Origin of the sequence: Nesterenkonia alkaliphila, assembly GCF_009758175.1 — a bacterium.
GTDB lineage: Bacteria > Actinomycetota > Actinomycetes > Actinomycetales > Micrococcaceae > Nesterenkonia > Nesterenkonia alkaliphila.
In genome coordinates, this window is sequence record NZ_WRPM01000018.1 from 19,932 (window position 1) to 36,618 (window position 16,687).

At 65.4% G+C, this 16,687-nt stretch carries 17 protein-coding genes and 1 pseudogene; 11 read left to right on the forward strand and 7 right to left on the reverse strand.

What is annotated here, in order from left to right; translation table 11 throughout:
• Window positions 1–62 precede the first annotated feature (62 nt).
• From GNZ21_RS02605 to GNZ21_RS02630, 6 genes are all read left to right on the forward strand, one after another.
• Window positions 63–1,220 (forward strand): metallophosphoesterase family protein, encoded by a 1,158-nt coding sequence (locus GNZ21_RS02605; RefSeq protein WP_157321087.1) that lies wholly within the window; start codon window positions 63–65, stop codon window positions 1,218–1,220.
• Window positions 1,220–2,314: an N-formylglutamate amidohydrolase gene (locus tag GNZ21_RS02610; RefSeq protein ID WP_157321089.1), complete on the forward strand. Its 1,095-nt coding sequence runs from the start codon at window positions 1,220–1,222 to the stop codon at window positions 2,312–2,314. The genes GNZ21_RS02605 and GNZ21_RS02610 overlap by 1 nt, the downstream gene beginning before the upstream one ends.
• A complete protein-coding gene (locus GNZ21_RS02615) occupies window positions 2,274–2,585 on the forward strand; it encodes a phosphoglycerate mutase family protein (protein WP_198345953.1) in 312 nt (103 codons plus the stop codon). Before GNZ21_RS02610 ends, GNZ21_RS02615 begins: the two co-directional genes overlap by 41 nt.
• Complete coding sequence (locus tag GNZ21_RS02620) at window positions 2,563–3,177, forward strand: metallophosphoesterase family protein (protein ID WP_157321093.1); 615 nt, start codon at window positions 2,563–2,565, stop codon at window positions 3,175–3,177. The genes GNZ21_RS02615 and GNZ21_RS02620 overlap by 23 nt, the downstream gene beginning before the upstream one ends.
• A gap of 639 nt (window positions 3,178–3,816) precedes the next feature.
• The gene (locus tag GNZ21_RS02625) at window positions 3,817–4,815 is read left to right on the forward strand and encodes an Abi family protein (protein ID WP_157321094.1); all 999 of its coding nucleotides are present in this window, start codon (window positions 3,817–3,819) and stop codon (window positions 4,813–4,815) included.
• Window positions 4,816–4,882: 67 nt separating this feature from the next.
• The gene (locus tag GNZ21_RS02630; protein WP_268234849.1) at window positions 4,883–5,674 is read left to right on the forward strand and encodes a class I SAM-dependent methyltransferase; all 792 of its coding nucleotides are present in this window, start codon (window positions 4,883–4,885) and stop codon (window positions 5,672–5,674) included.
• Window positions 5,675–5,676: 2 nt separating this feature from the next.
• On the opposite strand, the gene GNZ21_RS02635 is transcribed toward GNZ21_RS02630, so the two are convergent.
• Window positions 5,677–7,110, reverse strand: coding sequence for an FAD-dependent oxidoreductase (locus GNZ21_RS02635; RefSeq protein WP_188503705.1), 1,434 nt, complete (start codon window positions 7,108–7,110; stop codon window positions 5,677–5,679).
• A 292-nt stretch (window positions 7,111–7,402) separates the two neighbouring features.
• Here GNZ21_RS02635 and GNZ21_RS02640 point away from each other — a divergent pair, with 292 nt between their 5' ends.
• The gene (locus tag GNZ21_RS02640) at window positions 7,403–7,831 is read left to right on the forward strand and encodes a hypothetical protein (RefSeq protein WP_188503706.1); all 429 of its coding nucleotides are present in this window, start codon (window positions 7,403–7,405) and stop codon (window positions 7,829–7,831) included.
• 1 nt (window position 7,832) lies between these two features.
• The gene (locus tag GNZ21_RS02645; protein ID WP_157321096.1) at window positions 7,833–8,336 is read left to right on the forward strand and encodes an HIT family protein; all 504 of its coding nucleotides are present in this window, start codon (window positions 7,833–7,835) and stop codon (window positions 8,334–8,336) included.
• Here GNZ21_RS02645 and GNZ21_RS02650 read toward each other — a convergent pair.
• Both GNZ21_RS02650 and GNZ21_RS02655 read right to left on the reverse strand, forming a co-directional pair.
• Window positions 8,333–9,364, reverse strand: a complete 1,032-nt coding sequence (locus tag GNZ21_RS02650; RefSeq protein WP_157321098.1) for a polyprenyl synthetase family protein — start codon at window positions 9,362–9,364, stop codon at window positions 8,333–8,335. The genes GNZ21_RS02645 and GNZ21_RS02650 overlap by 4 nt on opposite strands.
• A gap of 11 nt (window positions 9,365–9,375) precedes the next feature.
• Window positions 9,376–10,035, reverse strand: a complete 660-nt coding sequence (locus GNZ21_RS02655; RefSeq protein WP_157321117.1) for a demethylmenaquinone methyltransferase — start codon at window positions 10,033–10,035, stop codon at window positions 9,376–9,378.
• A 104-nt stretch (window positions 10,036–10,139) separates the two neighbouring features.
• Here GNZ21_RS02655 and GNZ21_RS02660 point away from each other — a divergent pair, with 104 nt between their 5' ends.
• The gene (locus GNZ21_RS02660) at window positions 10,140–11,468 is read left to right on the forward strand and encodes an isochorismate synthase (RefSeq protein WP_157321100.1); all 1,329 of its coding nucleotides are present in this window, start codon (window positions 10,140–10,142) and stop codon (window positions 11,466–11,468) included.
• On the opposite strand, the gene GNZ21_RS16060 is transcribed toward GNZ21_RS02660, so the two are convergent.
• The 4 genes from GNZ21_RS16060 to GNZ21_RS02675 are packed head-to-tail and all read right to left on the reverse strand — an operon-like array spanning window position 11,437 to window position 15,058.
• The gene (locus tag GNZ21_RS16060) at window positions 11,437–11,571 is read right to left on the reverse strand and encodes a hypothetical protein (RefSeq protein ID WP_268234851.1); all 135 of its coding nucleotides are present in this window, start codon (window positions 11,569–11,571) and stop codon (window positions 11,437–11,439) included. The genes GNZ21_RS02660 and GNZ21_RS16060 overlap by 32 nt on opposite strands.
• A 46-nt stretch (window positions 11,572–11,617) precedes the next feature.
• Window positions 11,618–13,579, reverse strand: a complete 1,962-nt coding sequence (gene menD, locus GNZ21_RS02665) for a 2-succinyl-5-enolpyruvyl-6-hydroxy-3-cyclohexene-1-carboxylic-acid synthase (RefSeq protein WP_157321101.1) — start codon at window positions 13,577–13,579, stop codon at window positions 11,618–11,620.
• Window positions 13,569–14,612, reverse strand: coding sequence for an o-succinylbenzoate synthase (locus GNZ21_RS02670; RefSeq protein ID WP_188503707.1), 1,044 nt, complete (start codon window positions 14,610–14,612; stop codon window positions 13,569–13,571). Before GNZ21_RS02670 ends, menD begins: the two co-directional genes overlap by 11 nt.
• Window positions 14,609–15,058, reverse strand: coding sequence for a hypothetical protein (locus tag GNZ21_RS02675; RefSeq protein WP_157321103.1), 450 nt, complete (start codon window positions 15,056–15,058; stop codon window positions 14,609–14,611). Before GNZ21_RS02675 ends, GNZ21_RS02670 begins: the two co-directional genes overlap by 4 nt.
• A gap of 48 nt (window positions 15,059–15,106) precedes the next feature.
• Here GNZ21_RS02675 and GNZ21_RS02680 point away from each other — a divergent pair, with 48 nt between their 5' ends.
• Window positions 15,107–16,072 (forward strand): phosphatase PAP2 family protein, encoded by a 966-nt coding sequence (locus GNZ21_RS02680; protein ID WP_157321105.1) that lies wholly within the window; start codon window positions 15,107–15,109, stop codon window positions 16,070–16,072.
• Window positions 16,069–16,687: pseudogene (locus GNZ21_RS02685) on the forward strand (A/G-specific adenine glycosylase); the annotation flags it as partial. The gene GNZ21_RS02680 and the pseudogene GNZ21_RS02685, both read left to right, overlap by 4 nt.

The following is a 16,687-nucleotide window of genomic DNA, read 5'->3' on the forward strand; positions in this document are numbered from 1 at the left end:
GACCACGAGACCGACTGCAGCACACAGATTCCATGTCGGTGGGGCCCTCTAGGGTGAAATCCATGAGCAGCACCGACTCCACCCAGGACACTGACACAGCCCGCCGGGGTGCCACTGTGGCGATCGCTGGGGACTGGCACGCCAACACATCCTGGGCCATCCGCTCCCTGCGCCACCTGCATTCACTGGGCGTGCGGGAAGTCTTTCAGCTCGGTGACTTCGGGATCTGGCCCGGCCAGAAAGGAGCCGACTATCTCGATGCCCTCCAGGAAGTCCTGGAGGAGCTCGGGATGCGGGTGGTCGTCACCCCTGGCAACCACGAGGACTATCACCAGATCTCCGAACTCTCCGCCCAGAACCGGGACCAACATCCGGCTCATGCAGGTTTCGAAGCCCTGGGTGCGGTCATGTGGTCCCGGGACCGGATCGCGCTGCTGTCACGGGGTCACCGGTTCACCCGTAGCGGGTGGAGTTTCGTGTCTCTGGGTGGGGCGCCGTCGGTGGACTTCGAACACCGCATCACCGGCCAGTCCTGGTGGATCGAAGAGACGATTACCCGCGACGACGTCGCCACCGTCGTCGCCGGTGGGCCGGCCGACGTGATGCTCACCCACGATGCCCCGGAGCCCTGGCACGGCACAGATATGGTCGCCAAGATCGTCCAGACCCCACTGGGCCGTTCGGCTGAGGTGCTGGCCTACGCAGCCGAGGGACGTCGTCGCCTCGATGCGGCCTTCCAAGCCGTTAAGCCCCGGGTGCTGGCGCACGGGCATTACCACGTCAAAGACTCCACACGGGTCCAGATCGAGGGCTGCGATCACGAGACCCTTGTGGTCGCCACCGAGTGTGATCAGATGCCCGATGCCAACCTCGGTCTCCTTCACCTACCCGACGAGCAGACTGAAGGGCAGGAGCCCCAGGTGGAATGGGTGCCGCTACCACCGATCACCACCGGGGTGGACCGCAGCCAGCTCGGAGTCTGGCCGGAGAAACCCGTCTGGGTCTGGGAGACCGAGGAGTTCCTGCGGGTCTTCGACGAGGGCCGCTCGGCTCACTGGAACCAGCTCATCGCCGAAGCCGCCGAGGAACCCACCGGCGCCTGGGTGCACCGCATGGCAGAAGCCCTTAAACAGTCCAAGAATCCTCGTGCCGGGGAGTTCATGGGAGCCCGGGCCGGCGGCCTGCTGCCCGACTCGGGTATAGAAGGAGACGATCAGTGATGACTCAGAACTCAGACCACAACACTGCCCAGGACTTTGAGCTTGCCCCGGTACTCAACACCGGGGGCGGCGTTATGGGGAAATGGGCCTGGTACCACCGGCGGAATCAGGAGCTCCGCCGGGTCAAAGACCTCTTCTTCCAGGCCCAGACCGCGGAGAACATCTGCGAGGATCTGACAGTCTTTGGCCGTACCCCGCAGACTGGGTGTGAGGATTTGCAGGTACGGGTGATGGACGGCAACCTCCCGGTGCTGGTGCACATTCCGCATGCGGGGCTTCGTGTCCCGTCTGAGCACACACGGGACGGGCACCTGTCCCAGGGGGAGAAGGCCTCCGAAGATCCTGATCTGCTGGCCCAGGTCCGTGATGCCGCCGACTACGGCGTAGACCACTGCGTACAGAACGTCTGGAATCGAGCCAACGACGGCACCCCCTACGTAGTCAAAAACCTCCACTCGCGGCTGACTTTTGACCCCTACGAGGATCCAGCTGCGGAAATCCAGGGTCTGCATGCGGCCTACCATCGGCTGCTAGCCGAGACACTGGAGAGGATCCTGGGCCGATTCGGCGAAGCACTGCTCATCAACCTCCACGCCCACGGAACTCCCACCCCGGCCACAGGTGAACCCCGAGGGCCTGCTCTGCACCTCAGGGTGGACGGTCAGCACCACAGCCAACGCATCGAAGGCGTGCTGGAGAGGCTGAGGGCCGAGGGCCTGGCCGCGGTCAACAAGCCGTACCCAGGGGCTTTCGTGCCAGCGGACCATGTCGGCAGACCCGAGGTTACTGCGGTGGACTGCCATGTCCGAAAGGACGTCTATCTCGATGCTGACCACACTCCCCGCCGCACAGGTTCCGACGAGAATCCAGGAGCCGATGAGGTCCCTGAGGTGCGGCTGTCTGAGTTGCGGATCGCGATCCGCAGGATCTGGCTGGAGCACGAGGAACCCGGCCGAGAAGCCAGGCGATCCGCACGACGGAGAGCTGGCACCGCACCGCTGCCTGGACGAAAGGCCACGGCCAGGACTGAAGATGACAAGGAGGCCCAGGATGATGCCGCTGGATCTGATCCTGATCCGACACGGAGAGTCTGAGGGAAACGTTGCTGGTGCCCTGGCCCGGCAGGGGGATGAGCCTTATTACACTGATGCCTTTGTGACCACCCCGGGTCGTGAGTGGCAACTGACTGAGACTGGACAGAAGCAGGTCCAGATCATGGGCCAGCACCTGCGGAAGGCCGAGTTCCCCACCGCTTATCCCCAGCTCCGCAAGGAAGAGACCACCAGGTTCTACTGCTCGCCCTATGTGAGCCCCGAGCTCGACCATGCGAAAGGACTGCCCCGTGGCGACCTTCTTCACCAGTGACCAGCATTTCGGTCACCGCAACATCATCGACTACTGTGACCGGCCCTTCGGCGGCGTCGGTGAGATGGACGAGGTCATCATCGCCCGGTGGAACGAGACCGTCGGCATCGAAGATGAAGTGTGGGTTCTGGGGGACTTCGCCATGGGCGACCGTGCCCGCGGGCTTGGCTACCTGCAGCGCCTGAACGGCACTAAATACCTGGTGGCCGGCAACCACGACAAGTGCTCTCCCACGGAGAAGAACGGGCACCTCCACATCCAGGAATACCTCGATGCTGGGGTCACCGCCGTGGTCTCCCAAGCTCAAGTCTCACTGCCCGCACTGCGCTCCAACGGGCAGAACCTGAAGGTCATGCTCTCCCACTACCCCTATGCCGGCGACTCTCATGCCGACCATGATCGGTATGCGAAGTTCAGGCTGCGCGACCTGGGCCAGCCACTGGTGTGCGGCCACGTCCACACCGACTGGAAGACCAGCCTCTCACCCCAAGGCACCGCACAGGTCAACGTGGGCGTGGACCAGTGGGGATTCCGGCCAGTCTCAGCAGAAGAGGTCCACCGTGCCATCAGAGACGTCAACAAGCGCAGCTGACCTTGTGCCTCACAAGCCTGACCAACTAGAGCATCCGCGATGCCTTAACCCGCAAGCGGAGAAGGGGATCTTCAGCAACGAAGTGAACGGCAAGAGTCAAGATGGGCTATCATAGAGGATGCTGTTCTGGGCAGAAAGGGCTTCCGGCCCCTGAGCCTGGAAGACAACAAAACTGAATATAGGGAGGCAGCGCAGCGTGCTGCATGGGCCTTTAGCTCAGTTGGTAGAGCATCGGACTTCAAATAGGAGCGCCTCGGCGGAAACCCCGAGGATGACACCACTCAAAGTCGGGGAACCCTTCCTAGAAGACCTCTAGATGGCAATCCCGAGCCAAGCCGAGACCACGTCTCGGAAGGTGTAGAGACTGGACGGGTGGCACCTACGGCGCAAGCTATGGTGAAGGGACAGTCCAGACCACGAACGCCCTCCGGGGCGGCGGCGAAAGTCGAAGTGGGAAGTTAATCCGCAGGTCGAGGGTTCGAGCCCCTCAGGGCCCACCACATCAGGTTGGCCGCTCAAATCAACACGGTTCGAGCGGCCAGCTGGATCTCGTGTAGAATAGAGTCATCATATCCCCCACGCCTCTCACAGAAGCGCAACTTGGGGGATTTTTCTTTCCCGTCTGACTAGACTCCTGACATGGCGAAGCGACGAATGCCCCGTGCCCGCGGAAGCAGACGCTTCGAGAAGCCGCCCCTGAGCTCGTCTGCGTTAGTGGATCTGCTCAGAAGCCGTGGACTTGCCATCACAGACGAAGCTCAGGCAGCCCCGCAGATCAGCAACATCGGCTATTACCGCCTCTCTGCCTACATGGTCCCATTCCAACGTGGTCGTGATAATCATGGCTTCAAGCCGGGGGCAACATTCGAAGATGTGATGAGCCTCTACTCGTTTGACCGCCAGCTCCGGCTCCTCGTCCTGGATGCACTGGAGCACATTGAGGTCAGGTTGCGGGCGGCCGTGACTGACGAAATGTCACTGAAGCATCAGAACGCCTTCTGGTACACCGAGCCGTCGTATTTCCGAGATTGGGCTCGGCACTCTGAGTTTCTGGATCAGGTGAGTGAACGCAGCCGACGTCAGCTCGAAGGCCGGCCTGAAGACCCCGGCGACGTACACAATTACCGGTCTGCCTTAGAACATTACTTGGTCACATATGGCGAACCGGAGTTCCCTCCCTCATGGATCATGATGGAGGGGCTCACCTTCGGTCAGGTGAAGTCGCTCTATGACAACCTCCAGCAGCGTGAAGACTCGAACCGCATCGCCCGCCAGCTCGGCGTCCCCGGACCAGTGTTGACTTCCTGGCTGAGGACTTTTCTGCGGTTCCGGAACATCGGCGCCCACCATGGCCGCTTATGGAATGTCGTTCTTGGTGTCGCGCCTACGGCACCAAAGAGCAAGTCCGTTCCTTGGCCGCGATCTCATGGGAAGATCACTGACCCTCGGCACGGTCCCATTCGGATATATCCAGGACTTGCAGCTATCCAGTCACTGTTGCTGACCACCGCCTCAGGCCTCACGTGGTCACAACGTCTCTATGAGTTGATTTCGGATTACCCGACCGTCCCTCAGCAAGCGATGGGGTTCCCAGCAGACTGGCACCACGAAAGGTTCTGGAACCTAACTTCCGAGTGAAGCAACCTCCCGGCGCGGGAGGGGTCTTCGGAGACACTGTGGCCTGCTGAATGTGGTGGCCATTGTGGTGGCCATTTTGCTCCACATCCACCGATTCCGAGCGACGCCCACCGACAGAAGAAACTGCAAAACCCCAGGTCAGAGGACACCCGTCGACACCGACCGATTCCAGCAGAACCAGCTCAGGGGATCTTTTAATACGCATGCCGCCACCGGCCCATACAACGCGCACTATGACCGTCCTGCACTCCTTCAGCTCCTTGGCCACGTCGAGGGACTCTCAGTGCTCGACGCTGGCTGTGGCCCCGGGCTCTACGCCCAGGAGCTAACGGCACGCGGCGCCCGGGTTCTAGGGGTCGATGCCAGCCCTGAGATGATACGCCTGGCCAGCAAGCGCAACGGCGGCGGGGCAGAGTTCCGGGTTCACGATCTGGAGTCTCCGCTGGATTGGGCCGAGAACAAGTCATTCGACCGGATCGTCATGGCCCTGGTCCTGCATCATCTGCAGAACCCACGGTCAGTGCTCAGGGAGTTTCACCACGTCCTGCGTGATGACGGTCGCCTGCTGCTCTCCACTGTGCACCCGGTGGCCGACTGGCGCCGGCTCGGCGGCAGCTACTTCGCTGATGAGCGAGTCCAGGAGACCTGGAGCCTAGGCCTTGAGGCCGAGTTCAGGCGAGCGCCTCTGACAGCGGTCATTGCTGACTTTACTGCCGCAGGATTCGCCATTGAGGCCCTAGTGGAGCCACAGCCTGCACCCTCTATGGAGGCCGAGTACCCCAAGCATGCTGAAAGACTCTCCGCGGAGCCCGGCTTCATTGCATTCTCCCTGATCAAGCACCCAAGCTCACAGGGCTGAGGCTATGCGCGGCTGATCTTCACCATATCCTCGCGGGGGACGACCTTGACCCGCTCACGCTCCACAGCGCCGGAGGAACTGGCCTGCTGGCCGAGGGAGAGTTCATGCTCATCCAGCTTCAGCCAGCCCTCCCAGGTGGTGTACTCGACGCCCCGGGACTCCAGCAGCTCAGTGACCGCATCCTCCTCGGGGTGCTGCGCCTCGGGCAGCCGGTCGGCATCGCTAATCAGGCACGCGATGGTCTCCATGGCGTCGCCCTTGGTGTGACCGATCAATCCCACCGGGCCGCGCTTGATCCACCCGGTGGCGTAGGTGCCAGGGACGTGCCGGGCCTGATCATCAAGCACTCTGCCGGCCTCGTTGCGGATCACTCCGCGCTTCTCATCGAAGGGGATGCCTTCTACCTCGGAGCCGAAGTAGCCCACTGCCCGGTAGACGGCTTGGACCTGGTAGTCCAGGTACTCTCCGGTGCCGGAGACGTTGCCGGTGCCGTCCAGCTCCATCCGCTCAAACCTGATCCCTGCCACCTTTCCGGTGCCGGAGCCATCGGGGTTCTTCCCCTCCAGAATCTCCACCGGCTGGTGCAGGAAGTGCAGGTGCAGCCGGCGGGAAGCCCCCGGCTGGCCGGACTCCTCGCGCTCCTGCTGTTCGATGAGCCAGTTGCCCAGAGTGTTGACCATGGTCTTGATCTGGTTATTGGACTTGATGGCCTCATCGGAGGCCTCGTCGAAGTCGAAGTCCTCCTCGTTGAGCACAATGTCCACATCCCGGGAGTGGCTGAGCTCGCGCAGCTCCAGGGGGGTGAACTTCACCTGGGCGGGACCGCGGCGGCCGAAGACATGCACATCGGTGACCGGTGAAGCCTTCAGCCCCTGGTACACATTCTCCGGAATCTCGGTGCTCAGCAGGTCCTCGGCGTGTTTGGAGAGCACCCGGGCCACATCCAGGGCCACATTGCCGTTGCCGATGACTGCGACCTGCTCGGCATCCAGGGGCCACTCTCGGGGGTAGTCGGGGTGCCCGTCGTACCAGGAGACAAAATCCGCCGCCCCGTAGGAGCCCTCCAGGTCAATCCCGGGGAGGTCCAGCTCGGCGTCCTTGATGGCACCTGTGGCGAAGATGACGGCGTCGTAATGTGCTCTCAGATCCTCAATGCTCAGGTCAGTGCCGATATTCACATTGCCCAGCAGCCGGATATCGCCCCGGTCCAGCACCTTGTGCAGAGCCTTGACGATACCTTTGATCCGCGGGTGATCGGGCGCCACACCGTAACGGATCAGCCCGAAGGGCGCGGGGTAGCGGTCGAAGAGGTCGATGCTGAAGCGCAGATCGTGCTTCTTCTGGGCCTTGGCCAGGATGTCCGAGGCGTAGACCCCGGCGGGGCCTGCCCCGACAACGGCGACGCGGATGGGCCGGGAGCGGAAAGTCTCAGACACTGTGCGGCGGGTTTCCTTTCAATGTGCGCACTGCAGGCGCGCGAATTTACCTCAGGTAAGTATGCCTTATTGGTCAACGCCACGGCGCCGGCATGTTCTTCCCCGGAGCTGAAACCAGCTGAGATACTGCCCACGGTGGGCACTCAAGAACCGCACCCGCCGGGATAGGGTGTAAGAAAGAGCGAGCCAGGGCCCTGACCTCCGGGTTCCGCACAAAACCTGAGGCATCTGTGCGGCCCATATCAGGCAGCGCCCGGCGTGCGGGCTAGCAGAAGACAGGAAGCGAGCGAACGTGGCGGAGATGTTCCTGGAGAAGTTCAAGGCCCTGGTCCCACAGTACCTGGACGATGAATGGACACCGCGAGAAGGGTACTCCCGGCAGGAGCTGGCGGAGCTGCTGGCCGACTCCGAGCTGCCAGACCGCACCCGGCTTCCACTGGTGCTGGAGGAGCTGTACCTGGCACTGGGACGCTGCGAGGAGATCCTGGAGGCCTACCACTTCATCTTCGACCCGGACGAGCTGGTCACCGAGGAGGGGTACCTGCTGTTCCTGGAGGATGAGGAGGAGCGCTGGGTCTGGGGCGTGGAGGCCGCTGACCTCAAAGTGCCGGACCCGATCATCCACCGTCGCAATAATGACAAGCACGAATGGACCTCGGAGGGCGCCACCGTCAGTGAGTTCCTGTTCGACCTCCTCGAGTTCTCCTTCGAAGAGGACTGAGATGGAGAACAGCGCCCCACTCTGGTCCTCACACGCCCCCGAGGACTATGTGTGCCCCTTCTGCCAGTTCGCCGCTGGGGACACCTCGGATCCGGGAAACCGCTGCGAGCTCACCGACCTGGTCTACCAGGACGAGGACCTGCTGGTACTCATCGCCTGCGACGGGTTCGGTCCGCACGCCGGGCACGCGATGATCATCCCTGCGGCGCACCGCGAGGCGCTCTACGACTTGGAGGATGATCTGCTGGCAAAGATCAGCATCTTCTCCCGGGATGTGGCCCTTGCCATTAAGCTGGCTTGGAATCCGGAGGGGACCTCAGTGCGCCAGCATAATGAGCCGGCGGGGAACCAGCATGTCTGGCACTACCATCTGCACGTCTTCCCGCGCTACAGCGATGACATGCTCTACCGGCAGATCCGGCACCCACTGGGGGTGGAGTACCGGGCGAAACTCGCCAAGGAGCTCAGGGCCGCCCTGGACCAGGTGCTGAGTCGGCGCTCCTAACCCTTACGGTCGACCACGGCGTCAGCGAAGTTCAGCAGGGCTGACTTCACCGTGGACTCCGGCAGCGGGCCGATTGCCGCCTTAGCCTTATCCGCCCAGCCCTGAGCAATGGCCCAGGACTCCTCAGTCACCGGATGGGCCACCAGGGCTGCAACAGCCTCGGCCAACTCTGCGTCTCCGCTGAGGTCTCCCTGCACCCGGGTCAGCACCGCGCGGGCTTCGGGGTCCTGCTCAGCCGCGCGGCGCAGCAGCAGCACCGGGAGGGTGGGCACGCCTTCACGTAAGTCGGTGCCGGGGGTTTTCCCGGAGGCTGCCGGGTCGGCGGTGATGTCGATGACGTCGTCAGCCAGCTGGAATGCGATCCCCACTGCCTCACCGTATTCTCTGAGACTTCGGGTGGTCTCCGGGGCTGCCCCGCCGAAGAGCCCTCCGAGACGCGCGGCAGCCGCCACCAGGGAGCCGGTCTTGTCCGCGATCACCTGCAGATAGTGCTCATAGGGGTCCTCGCCTGGGCGGGGCCCCACGGATTCGTGCAGCTGCCCCATCACCAGCCGTTCGAAGGTGTCGGCTTGGATCTGCGATCCCTCCTCGTCGAGCTGGGTCATCAGCTGGGAGGCGCGGGCCAGGATGAGATCCCCAGTGAGGATGGCCACCGAGTTGCCCCAGACTTCATGGGCGCTGGGGGCACCCCGGCGCAGCGGCGCCGAGTCCATCACGTCGTCGTGGTAGAGCGTGGCCAGATGGGTCATCTCCATGACTACCGCGGCCTGCAACACATGAGCATTGGTTCCGCTGCCGAGCATGGAGGTAAGGATGGTCAGCAGCGGCCGGACCCGTTTGCCGCCGGCCTCTGCCAGATAGCGCGCTGCAGTGTTGGCGAGCTCATCGGTGCTGGAGAGCGCGGCCAGCAGCTGGTTCTCCACGGCGTCGAGGGCCTCAGTCACCTCGGCCGAGAGCTGCGGATCATCAGCGAGCACGTCGAACCCGGCCGGGAGGGTGACGGAGGCGGGGAGGGAGTCTTCGGTCATCGTGGTCAAGCCTAGCTGTTCCCACCGGGCTTGAACGCGCGGTGAATGGCTACAATGCCTCCACTGAGGTTGCGGTAGCGCACCTGAGACCAGCCAACCTGTTCCATGAGCGCGGCAAGGTGGTCCTGGTCCGGCCACGCGCGGATGGACTCAGCCAGGTAGACGTAGGCATCCGGATTGGAGGAGATCGCCTGGGCCACAGGCGGCAGGGCGCGCATCAGGTACTCGTTGTAGAGCACATTGAACGGCTTGAACGTGGGGTCGGAGAACTCCATAACAGCCAACCGCCCGCCTGGCTTGGTCACCCGCAGCATCTCGCTCAGTCCCACCAGGGTGTCCTCAATATTGCGCAGGCCGAAGCTGATGGTCACAGCGTCAAAGCTGTCATCGGCAAAGGGCAGGTTCATACCGTCCCCGGCAACAAAGCTCAGCTCGGGGTGCTTACGTTTGCCCACCTGGAGCATACCCAGGGAGAAGTCACAGGCCACGGCAGTTGCTCCGGCCTGCTGGAACGGCAGGGTGGAGACCCCGGTGCCGGCGGCTAGGTCCAGCACGTACTCGCCGGGCTGGACCTCCAGCGCCTGGGTGAGCTTCTTCCGCCAGCGCCGGTCCTGGCCCAGGGAGAGCACATCATTGGTGAGGTCGTAGCGCTCTGCCACCTGATCGAACATGCTGGCGACGTCCTGGGGCTTCTTGTCCAGGTCAGCCCTGGTGCCGGTGCGGGGATTCACCCCAGCATTCTCGCATGAGCTGGGCCGCGTAAGATGGTCTGGCTATGACCTCAGCCCCCGCCACCCTGCACCTCCAGGCGGCGGAGGTGGATCTTCCGGGCGGAGTGAACGCACTGCTGCCCCATACGGACCCCTCTGGGGTCTGGGTCCGCGAGGGAGAGGGGCTGATCGGACTGGGAGCTGCTGCCTCAGCCACTGCCACCGGTCCCCGCCGTTTCGCCGAACTCGCAGCATTCTGGGAGTCTGTGGCGGTCGCTGAGGCGGACTTCGGTGCTGAATCATCCGTGGAGACCGATACAACACCGGAATCGGGCATATCGAGCTCCGGAGCAGGCTTACTGACCGGATTCGTTTCGGTGACCTTCTCCGCAGACTCTTCCTATGCCTCACATCTGGTGGTGCCAGAGGTGCTGATCAGGCACGACGACGCCGCCACTACCCTGATCACCGCCACTGGGGAGCCTGAGCCGCTCAGCGAGACTCTGGCCCGCCACGGCCTTGAGCTTGGGGAGGTTGGTGCTCTCCCCCAGCTGCTCCCGAGCGGGCCAGCGCTCAGCCTGCCGGCCACTGCACTGAAACCCGGCACCCAGTCCGAGCGCCAGCACCTCAGCGCCGTTTCCGCGGGACTCTCGGCGATTGCCCAGGGGACCGTGGAGAAGCTGGTGCTGGCACGCGATGTGGTGGTCTCCGCCGAGGCTCCGCTGCCGCTGGGGGCAGTGCTGGCCAGACTGGCTCAGGCCTACCCGCAGACCTGGACCTACCGGGTGGGCGAGGTGCTCGGTGCCACACCGGAGATGCTGGTGCGCGTGCGCGGCGCCCAGCTGTCCTCCCGGGTATTGGCAGGCACCATCAGCCGCCGCGATGATGCGGCGGGCTTGGTGGGCGATGCCAAGCAGCACCGGGAGCACGATCTGGCCGTGCAGTCCCTGCTCAATGGTCTGGGTCCGCTCACCGAGTCTCTCCAGTCCCCGGCCGACCCGGGGGTGCTGGAGCTGCCGAATGTCTACCACCTGGTCAGCGACGTCAGCGGCAGGCTGGCAGCGGACCCCTCAGGCAGGCTGCCCGGCCCACTGCAGGTGGCGGAGGCGGCCCACCCCACCGCGGCAGTCTGTGGGACGCCCTCAGCCGCGGCCGCCCAGCTGATCACCCAGCTGGAGGCAATGGACCGGGGCCCCTATGCCGGGCCGGTTGGCTGGCTGGATGCTGCCGGCAATGCGGACTTCGGGATCGCACTGCGCGGCGGGCTGCTGGAGGATGAGAGCACCATCCGAATCTGCGCCGGAGGCGGAATCGTGGAGGGCTCAGAACCGGAGAGTGAACTCGCCGAGACCGAGATCAAACTCACACCAATGTTGGGCGCCCTCGGTCTCTGAGCTCTTCGGTGAGGATCTGCTCCCATCCGGTGGGCTCAATGCCGAAGCGCTCGGTGGTGGCTGAGTGGTCCAGCAGGAATGGCTTCTCCCACTGGTGCAGCATCCACCGGGGCCTAGTGACGGTGCGGCCCAGAGCGGGTTGAGCAGGCTCAGAGTTGGGCTGCGGCCTCGGCGATCCTAGCGTGGAGATCGCGCAGCCTGGACCGGTCTGTGCGGGTTTCGATGATCCGGATGCCCAGCCGGTCGTCCGGATGGGCCAGTGCCCGGCCCAACTCCCCGAGGTCCTCCGCGTAGAGGTACTCATGCTGATAGGCATCGGCCAGCGCCTCAATGTCCACAGTCTGCGGGGTGCCGAAGAGCCGCTCCACGGTCTGGGCCTGACCCGGGCGCCGTCCGACCTCGCCGTGCTCCAGCTGGTCGAAGATCGCTCCCCCGGCATCGTTGATCACCACCACATCCAGGTTGGGCGGCCGCTCAGTGGCGGGGATGAGCAGCGCATTGGCGTCATGCAGAAAAGTGAGGTCGCCCACCAGGGCGGTGACCCGTTGGCCGGCCGCGAGCGCCATTCCTGCGGCCGCTGAGATGTTCCCGTCGATTCCGGCGATGCCGCGCAGCGCTAGGACTGCCGGTGCTGAAGCCTCGCGGCGCCCGCGGGTCAGTGCTGCGGCCAGATCCACGTCCCGGATCACTGAGGAGGAGCCCAGCAGCAGGGGGGTGCGCACGGTCTCGGCAACGAACTGTGCGGCCCGCACCGAGCTGAGCGAGCCGGCAGCCTCATCCTCCTCACGGAGCACCGAATCGATGATGCCCTGGGCCTTCAGCCCGCTCTCCTCCCAGTCACGGGCCCATTCGGGGCTGACCTGCCCGGCAAACTCCGCCAGGGCCCCGGCAGTGGTGATCACCCGGCGGGGCAGGCGCTGGTCATGCCAGGGTTCGGCCTGCGGAGCGTACTGAACCACCTCGAGGTCCTGCCGGGAGATGAGCCGCTGCACCGGCCGGGTGAGGGTGGGGCGCCCTGCCACCACCACGCGCTCGGTAGTCTGGACAAGCTGCGCGGCAGCCGAGCCCTCCGGCGACTGCAGCAGCAGCCGGTACCCCTGGACGGGCCCCAGATCGCTCCACCTGGCGCCGGAGGTGGGTTCGGCGAGCATCGGATGGCCCAAGGCACGCGCCAGTTCGATCGCCTCCGGCGGCGCAGCGTGGCCCATGACAAACAGTGTCCGGGTTGGTCCCGGCAACGGGCGGGGCTCCCCCTCGCTGCCTGAGGTGCCCGGCGCCCCCGCTCCGTTTTCCGCCGCGGGCCCGCTCAGCAGCTCCGCCGGCCCAGGCTCAGGCCGAGCCGCACTGTACATACGCTCCCGCTCCTTGGCCGGTATCACCCCACGGCGGGCCCAGCGGCCGATCGTAGCTGCCGGACCCTCTTGAGGTGCCAAGCCCGGGGCCCCTGCCGTCGGCCCGGGCGGAGGCCCCCCGACCTCGGCGCCGGCGGGAACCAGCGGATCGGCGAATCCGATGTTCAGGTGCACCGGGCCGGGCGCCGAACGTGCCGTGGCGGTGGTGGCCGCGCGCAGCAGCAGGGCGGTCTGAGTCTCAGCGGCGAGCATATCGTCCCGGGAGACCGGCTCCAGGCGCAGGGTGCCCTCAGCGATGGCTGACTGCTCCAGGGCAAGCTCATCCCGCACCCGGCCTGTGAACATCCCCTGCTGCCAAACGGTCTGGTTGGCCCCTGTGCCGTGCAGAGCCTCGGGACGGTCCGCGGTGATCGCCACCAGCGGCACCCCGCTCATATCCGCCTCCATCACCGCCGGCAGTAGGTTCCCGGCCGCTGTTCCGGAGGTGGTGACCACCCCGGCCGGCTCTGCGGTGGCCAGTGCTATGCCTAAGGCGGTGAAGGCGGCAGCCCGCTCGTCAGTGCGGATGTGCAGGGTGAGCGCACCCAGCTGCTCGGCCTCGGCCAGGGCATAGGCCAGCGGAGCCGAGCGCGAGCCCGGACAGAGCACCACATGGCGCATCTGCAGTGTCAGGCCCCGGATCACCCGGCGGGCCAGGCGGAGGGATTCGGAGTCCCTCGAGTCGTCGAACTCGCGGAACAAACCCCTCTCAGCTGCCATGGAGTACATGGTATGCGCAGCGCAGCCGCTCCAACCACCAGGCTTCACGGTCCCCGGTGACGCGATGGTCGCTGATCAGCTGCGGATCTGGGATGGGTGAGCGTACGACGACGCCCCCTTCTGTCTCTGCCACGGGGACCTGGATCATGCCCCCAGTGGGCACCAGCGGCTGGGCCACCAGCTCTCCGCGGAACAGGGTGACAGTGCCCAGTCCGCAGGCGTAGGGCAGCTCAGGGAGCCGGGCGGCCAGGGCAACGCCGGCGGTGAGCCCCACGGAGGTGTCCAGGGCGGAGGAGACCACAGCCGGCAGTCCGGCCTGCTCCACAATCTCCAGGGCCCGGTCGACACCGCCCAGCGGGGGCGCTTTGACCACGATCAGGTCGGCGGCTCCCAGCCGGGCAACCCGCAGCGGATCCTCTGCCTTGCGGACTGCCTCATCGGCAGCGATGGGCACCGGCGCACCGGCGGCATGGAGCTGTTCGCGCAGCTGCGCCAGCGGCTCGATCCCAGCCACCGGCTGCTCGGCGTACTCGAAGCGCCCCCCGGCGATCTCAGCGATCTGGCCTAAGGCCCGCACTGCTTGAGGAATGTCCCAGGCACCATTGGCGTCCACCCGGATACCGGCTGCTGGGGCGAGCCGGCAGACCTCGGTGACCCGGGCGGCGTCGTGCTCGAGGCTCTGCCCGGGTTCGGCGACTTTGATCTTCACCGCTGGGATACTGTCAGGGTCTCCATAGCGGCTCAGCACGGTCTCCACCTGATCTGGGCCCACCGCAGGCATGGTGGCATTGACCGGCACTGATCGGCGCAGCGGGCTGCCCAGCCCGGTCCAGCCCGCGTGGAGGCCGGCGCGCAGCCAGTGCGCGGACTCCGCGGGGCCGTATTCCGCGAAGGGGCCGAACTCCGCCCAGCCTGCGGGCCCGCGCAGCAGCGTCACCTCACGTGCGTGCTGACCGCGGAATCGGGTTCGCATGGGCAGTGAGACCACCACTGCGGCCTCGAGAACCTCCTCGAGGGAGGGTAGTGCGTTCACCGGGAATCAGGGTGGTAGCCGAAGTGCCTGGCGTAGAAGTCGTCCAGAATGCGCCGGTAGACGGCTCGGCGGCGGTGGATGCGGATCAGCCAGGCACCTAGCCCCACAGTGGCGGCGGCGAAGCCGGCAGTCATGAACAGTGCGGTGAAGATCTGGCCGGTGTCGCCCTCATTGGCGTAGTCGACCATCACCGAGATGCTGGCACCGGTGAACACTAGGGTGAACGCCGTGAGCGGATAGGCCCAGGCCAGTGTCCAGGCCCGCCGGAAACCTGGCGGCGGGGGTGGAATCTGGCCGGCCCCGTGCGGAGCGGCCGCAGCCTCGTCCAGACTTCCCGGGGGCTGTGCGGGCAGTCCGCCGGAGGGGGCTGGCTCGGGCTGCTGCCACCGCTGTCGGCCGAACTGGTACTCGCCTGGGGACGGCTGGCCCTGCTGAGCTGCTGGCATGGAGTTCATCCTAGGGCACGCCTGCCAACTTCTGAGAGAATAGGCGGCATGTCTTCTGCTCTGCGTCCGCCTGCCCGGCGCACCGGCCTTTGGATTACGGGGCTTCTGGTGTGCGGGGTGCTGTTCCTGGCGGTCTATGAGTATTTTGTGCGCACCGAGTCGGGTCAGTTCCTGGACAATGTGATGCGGCTGACCGCTGATCACTTCAACCATCCGCTGCCGGAGCTGAACCCGAACAACAAGTGGATCGCGGTCTTCATGGTGCTCCCGCCGGCGGTGATCTTCGCGGTCATTGTGCTGGCTCGGCGGAAGTATCTTGCCGGGCTCATCGCGGTGGGCACTGTGCTGGCCTCCAATATCTCCACCCAGGTGCTGAAGTATGGGATGCTGGACCGCCCCGATCTGGTGGGCAATCCCACCTATTGGACCAATAATTCGCTGCCCAGCGGGCATACCACTATTGCCGCCTCGGTGGCGGTGGCAGTGTTCCTGGTGGCCAGCCCGCAGGCCCGGCCGGGTCTCGGTGTGCTGGGCGCAGTCTGGGGCGGCGGCTGGGGTGCCTATCTGTTCATCGAGGCCTGGCACCGGCCCTCGGATATGATCGCCGCCTATCTGGTGGTGGCGGCCTGGGGCCTGGTGGGCGGTTGGCTGATCTTCCGCTGCGAACCGCGGAACAACACGGTGATCGCGGGGGAGGAACCAGGTGTGGCCCCGGCGGCCGGACTGAGTTGGTTCCTGGGGATTGTGCTGAGCATCGGCGCGGTGCTGTGCCTGATCTTCGCCGGGGGCTGGTCAGGCCTGGCTGCCAGTTTGGACGATCCGAGTCTGTGGCCCTGGATCGCTGGGACTCTGCTGTGCTTGGGACCAGCGTTCCTCACTGCTGCGGTGGGCATCAACTTCTTCGGCGCCGAGGCCGGCCGGCGGATGCGCGGGGCGGATGTGCCTGCCCCCAAGGGCGCCCGCATCGTCTATCCGATCCCGCCGGAGCTGCGCGAGCTCTACGAACGGGTATGAGTCCCGCCACGCTCTCCCCCGGCCCCGTTCACCAGGGGGTTATCGCCTGGTACGCCGAGCAGGCCAGGGATCTGCCCTGGCGCCGCGCCGAATGCACTCCGTGGGGGGTGTTGGTCTCGGAGATCATGCTTCAGCAGACCCCCGTGGCCCGGGTGCTGCCGAGATGGCAGGAGTGGATGCGCCGCTGGCCCACCCCGTACGACGCCGCCGGCGCACCTACCGCTGAGATCCTCACTGTCTGGGACCGGCTCGGCTACCCGCGGCGGGCGCTGCGCCTGCAGCAGGCCGCGCAGGCGATTGTCGATCAGCACGGCGGAGAAGTTCCCGGCACCAGGGATCAGCTGCGCGCCCTGCCGGGGGTGGGCGAGTACACCGCAGCAGCGGTGGCCTGCTTCGCCTTCGACCAGCCAGAGGTGGTGGTGGACACCAATATCCGCCGAGTCCACGCCCGGGTGTTCTCCGGGCATGCACTGGCGGGGAAGACCTACACGGCCGAACAGCGCAGACTGGCCCATGATGTGTTCCCGGACCCGGAGCATGACGGCGGGCAGTTCGCCTGTGCCTGGAACATCGCGGTGATGGAGCTGGGTGCCCTGGTGTGCACCGCACGGGCAC

Excerpts from the sequence above, each read along its gene's own strand:
- GNZ21_RS02605 (WP_157321087.1), top strand. The coding sequence starts at position 63 with ATGAGCAGCACCGACTCCACCCAGGACACTGACACAGCCCGCCGGGGT.
- GNZ21_RS02610 (WP_157321089.1), top strand. The coding sequence starts at position 1,220 with ATGACTCAGAACTCAGACCACAACACTGCCCAGGACTTTGAGCTTGCC.
- GNZ21_RS02615 (WP_198345953.1), top strand. The coding sequence starts at position 2,274 with ATGCCGCTGGATCTGATCCTGATCCGACACGGAGAGTCTGAGGGAAAC.
- GNZ21_RS02625 (WP_157321094.1), top strand. The coding sequence starts at position 3,817 with ATGGCGAAGCGACGAATGCCCCGTGCCCGCGGAAGCAGACGCTTCGAG.
- GNZ21_RS02645 (WP_157321096.1), top strand. The coding sequence starts at position 7,833 with ATGGAGAACAGCGCCCCACTCTGGTCCTCACACGCCCCCGAGGACTAT.
- GNZ21_RS02650 (WP_157321098.1), bottom strand. The coding sequence starts at position 9,364 with ATGACCGAAGACTCCCTCCCCGCCTCCGTCACCCTCCCGGCCGGGTTC.
- GNZ21_RS02655 (WP_157321117.1), bottom strand. The coding sequence starts at position 10,035 with ATGTTCGATCAGGTGGCAGAGCGCTACGACCTCACCAATGATGTGCTC.
- GNZ21_RS02660 (WP_157321100.1), top strand. The coding sequence starts at position 10,140 with ATGACCTCAGCCCCCGCCACCCTGCACCTCCAGGCGGCGGAGGTGGAT.
- GNZ21_RS16060 (WP_268234851.1), bottom strand. The coding sequence starts at position 11,571 with ATGCTGCACCAGTGGGAGAAGCCATTCCTGCTGGACCACTCAGCCACC.
- menD (WP_157321101.1), bottom strand. The coding sequence starts at position 13,579 with ATGGCAGCTGAGAGGGGTTTGTTCCGCGAGTTCGACGACTCGAGGGAC.
- GNZ21_RS02675 (WP_157321103.1), bottom strand. The coding sequence starts at position 15,058 with ATGCCAGCAGCTCAGCAGGGCCAGCCGTCCCCAGGCGAGTACCAGTTC.
- GNZ21_RS02680 (WP_157321105.1), top strand. The coding sequence starts at position 15,107 with ATGTCTTCTGCTCTGCGTCCGCCTGCCCGGCGCACCGGCCTTTGGATT.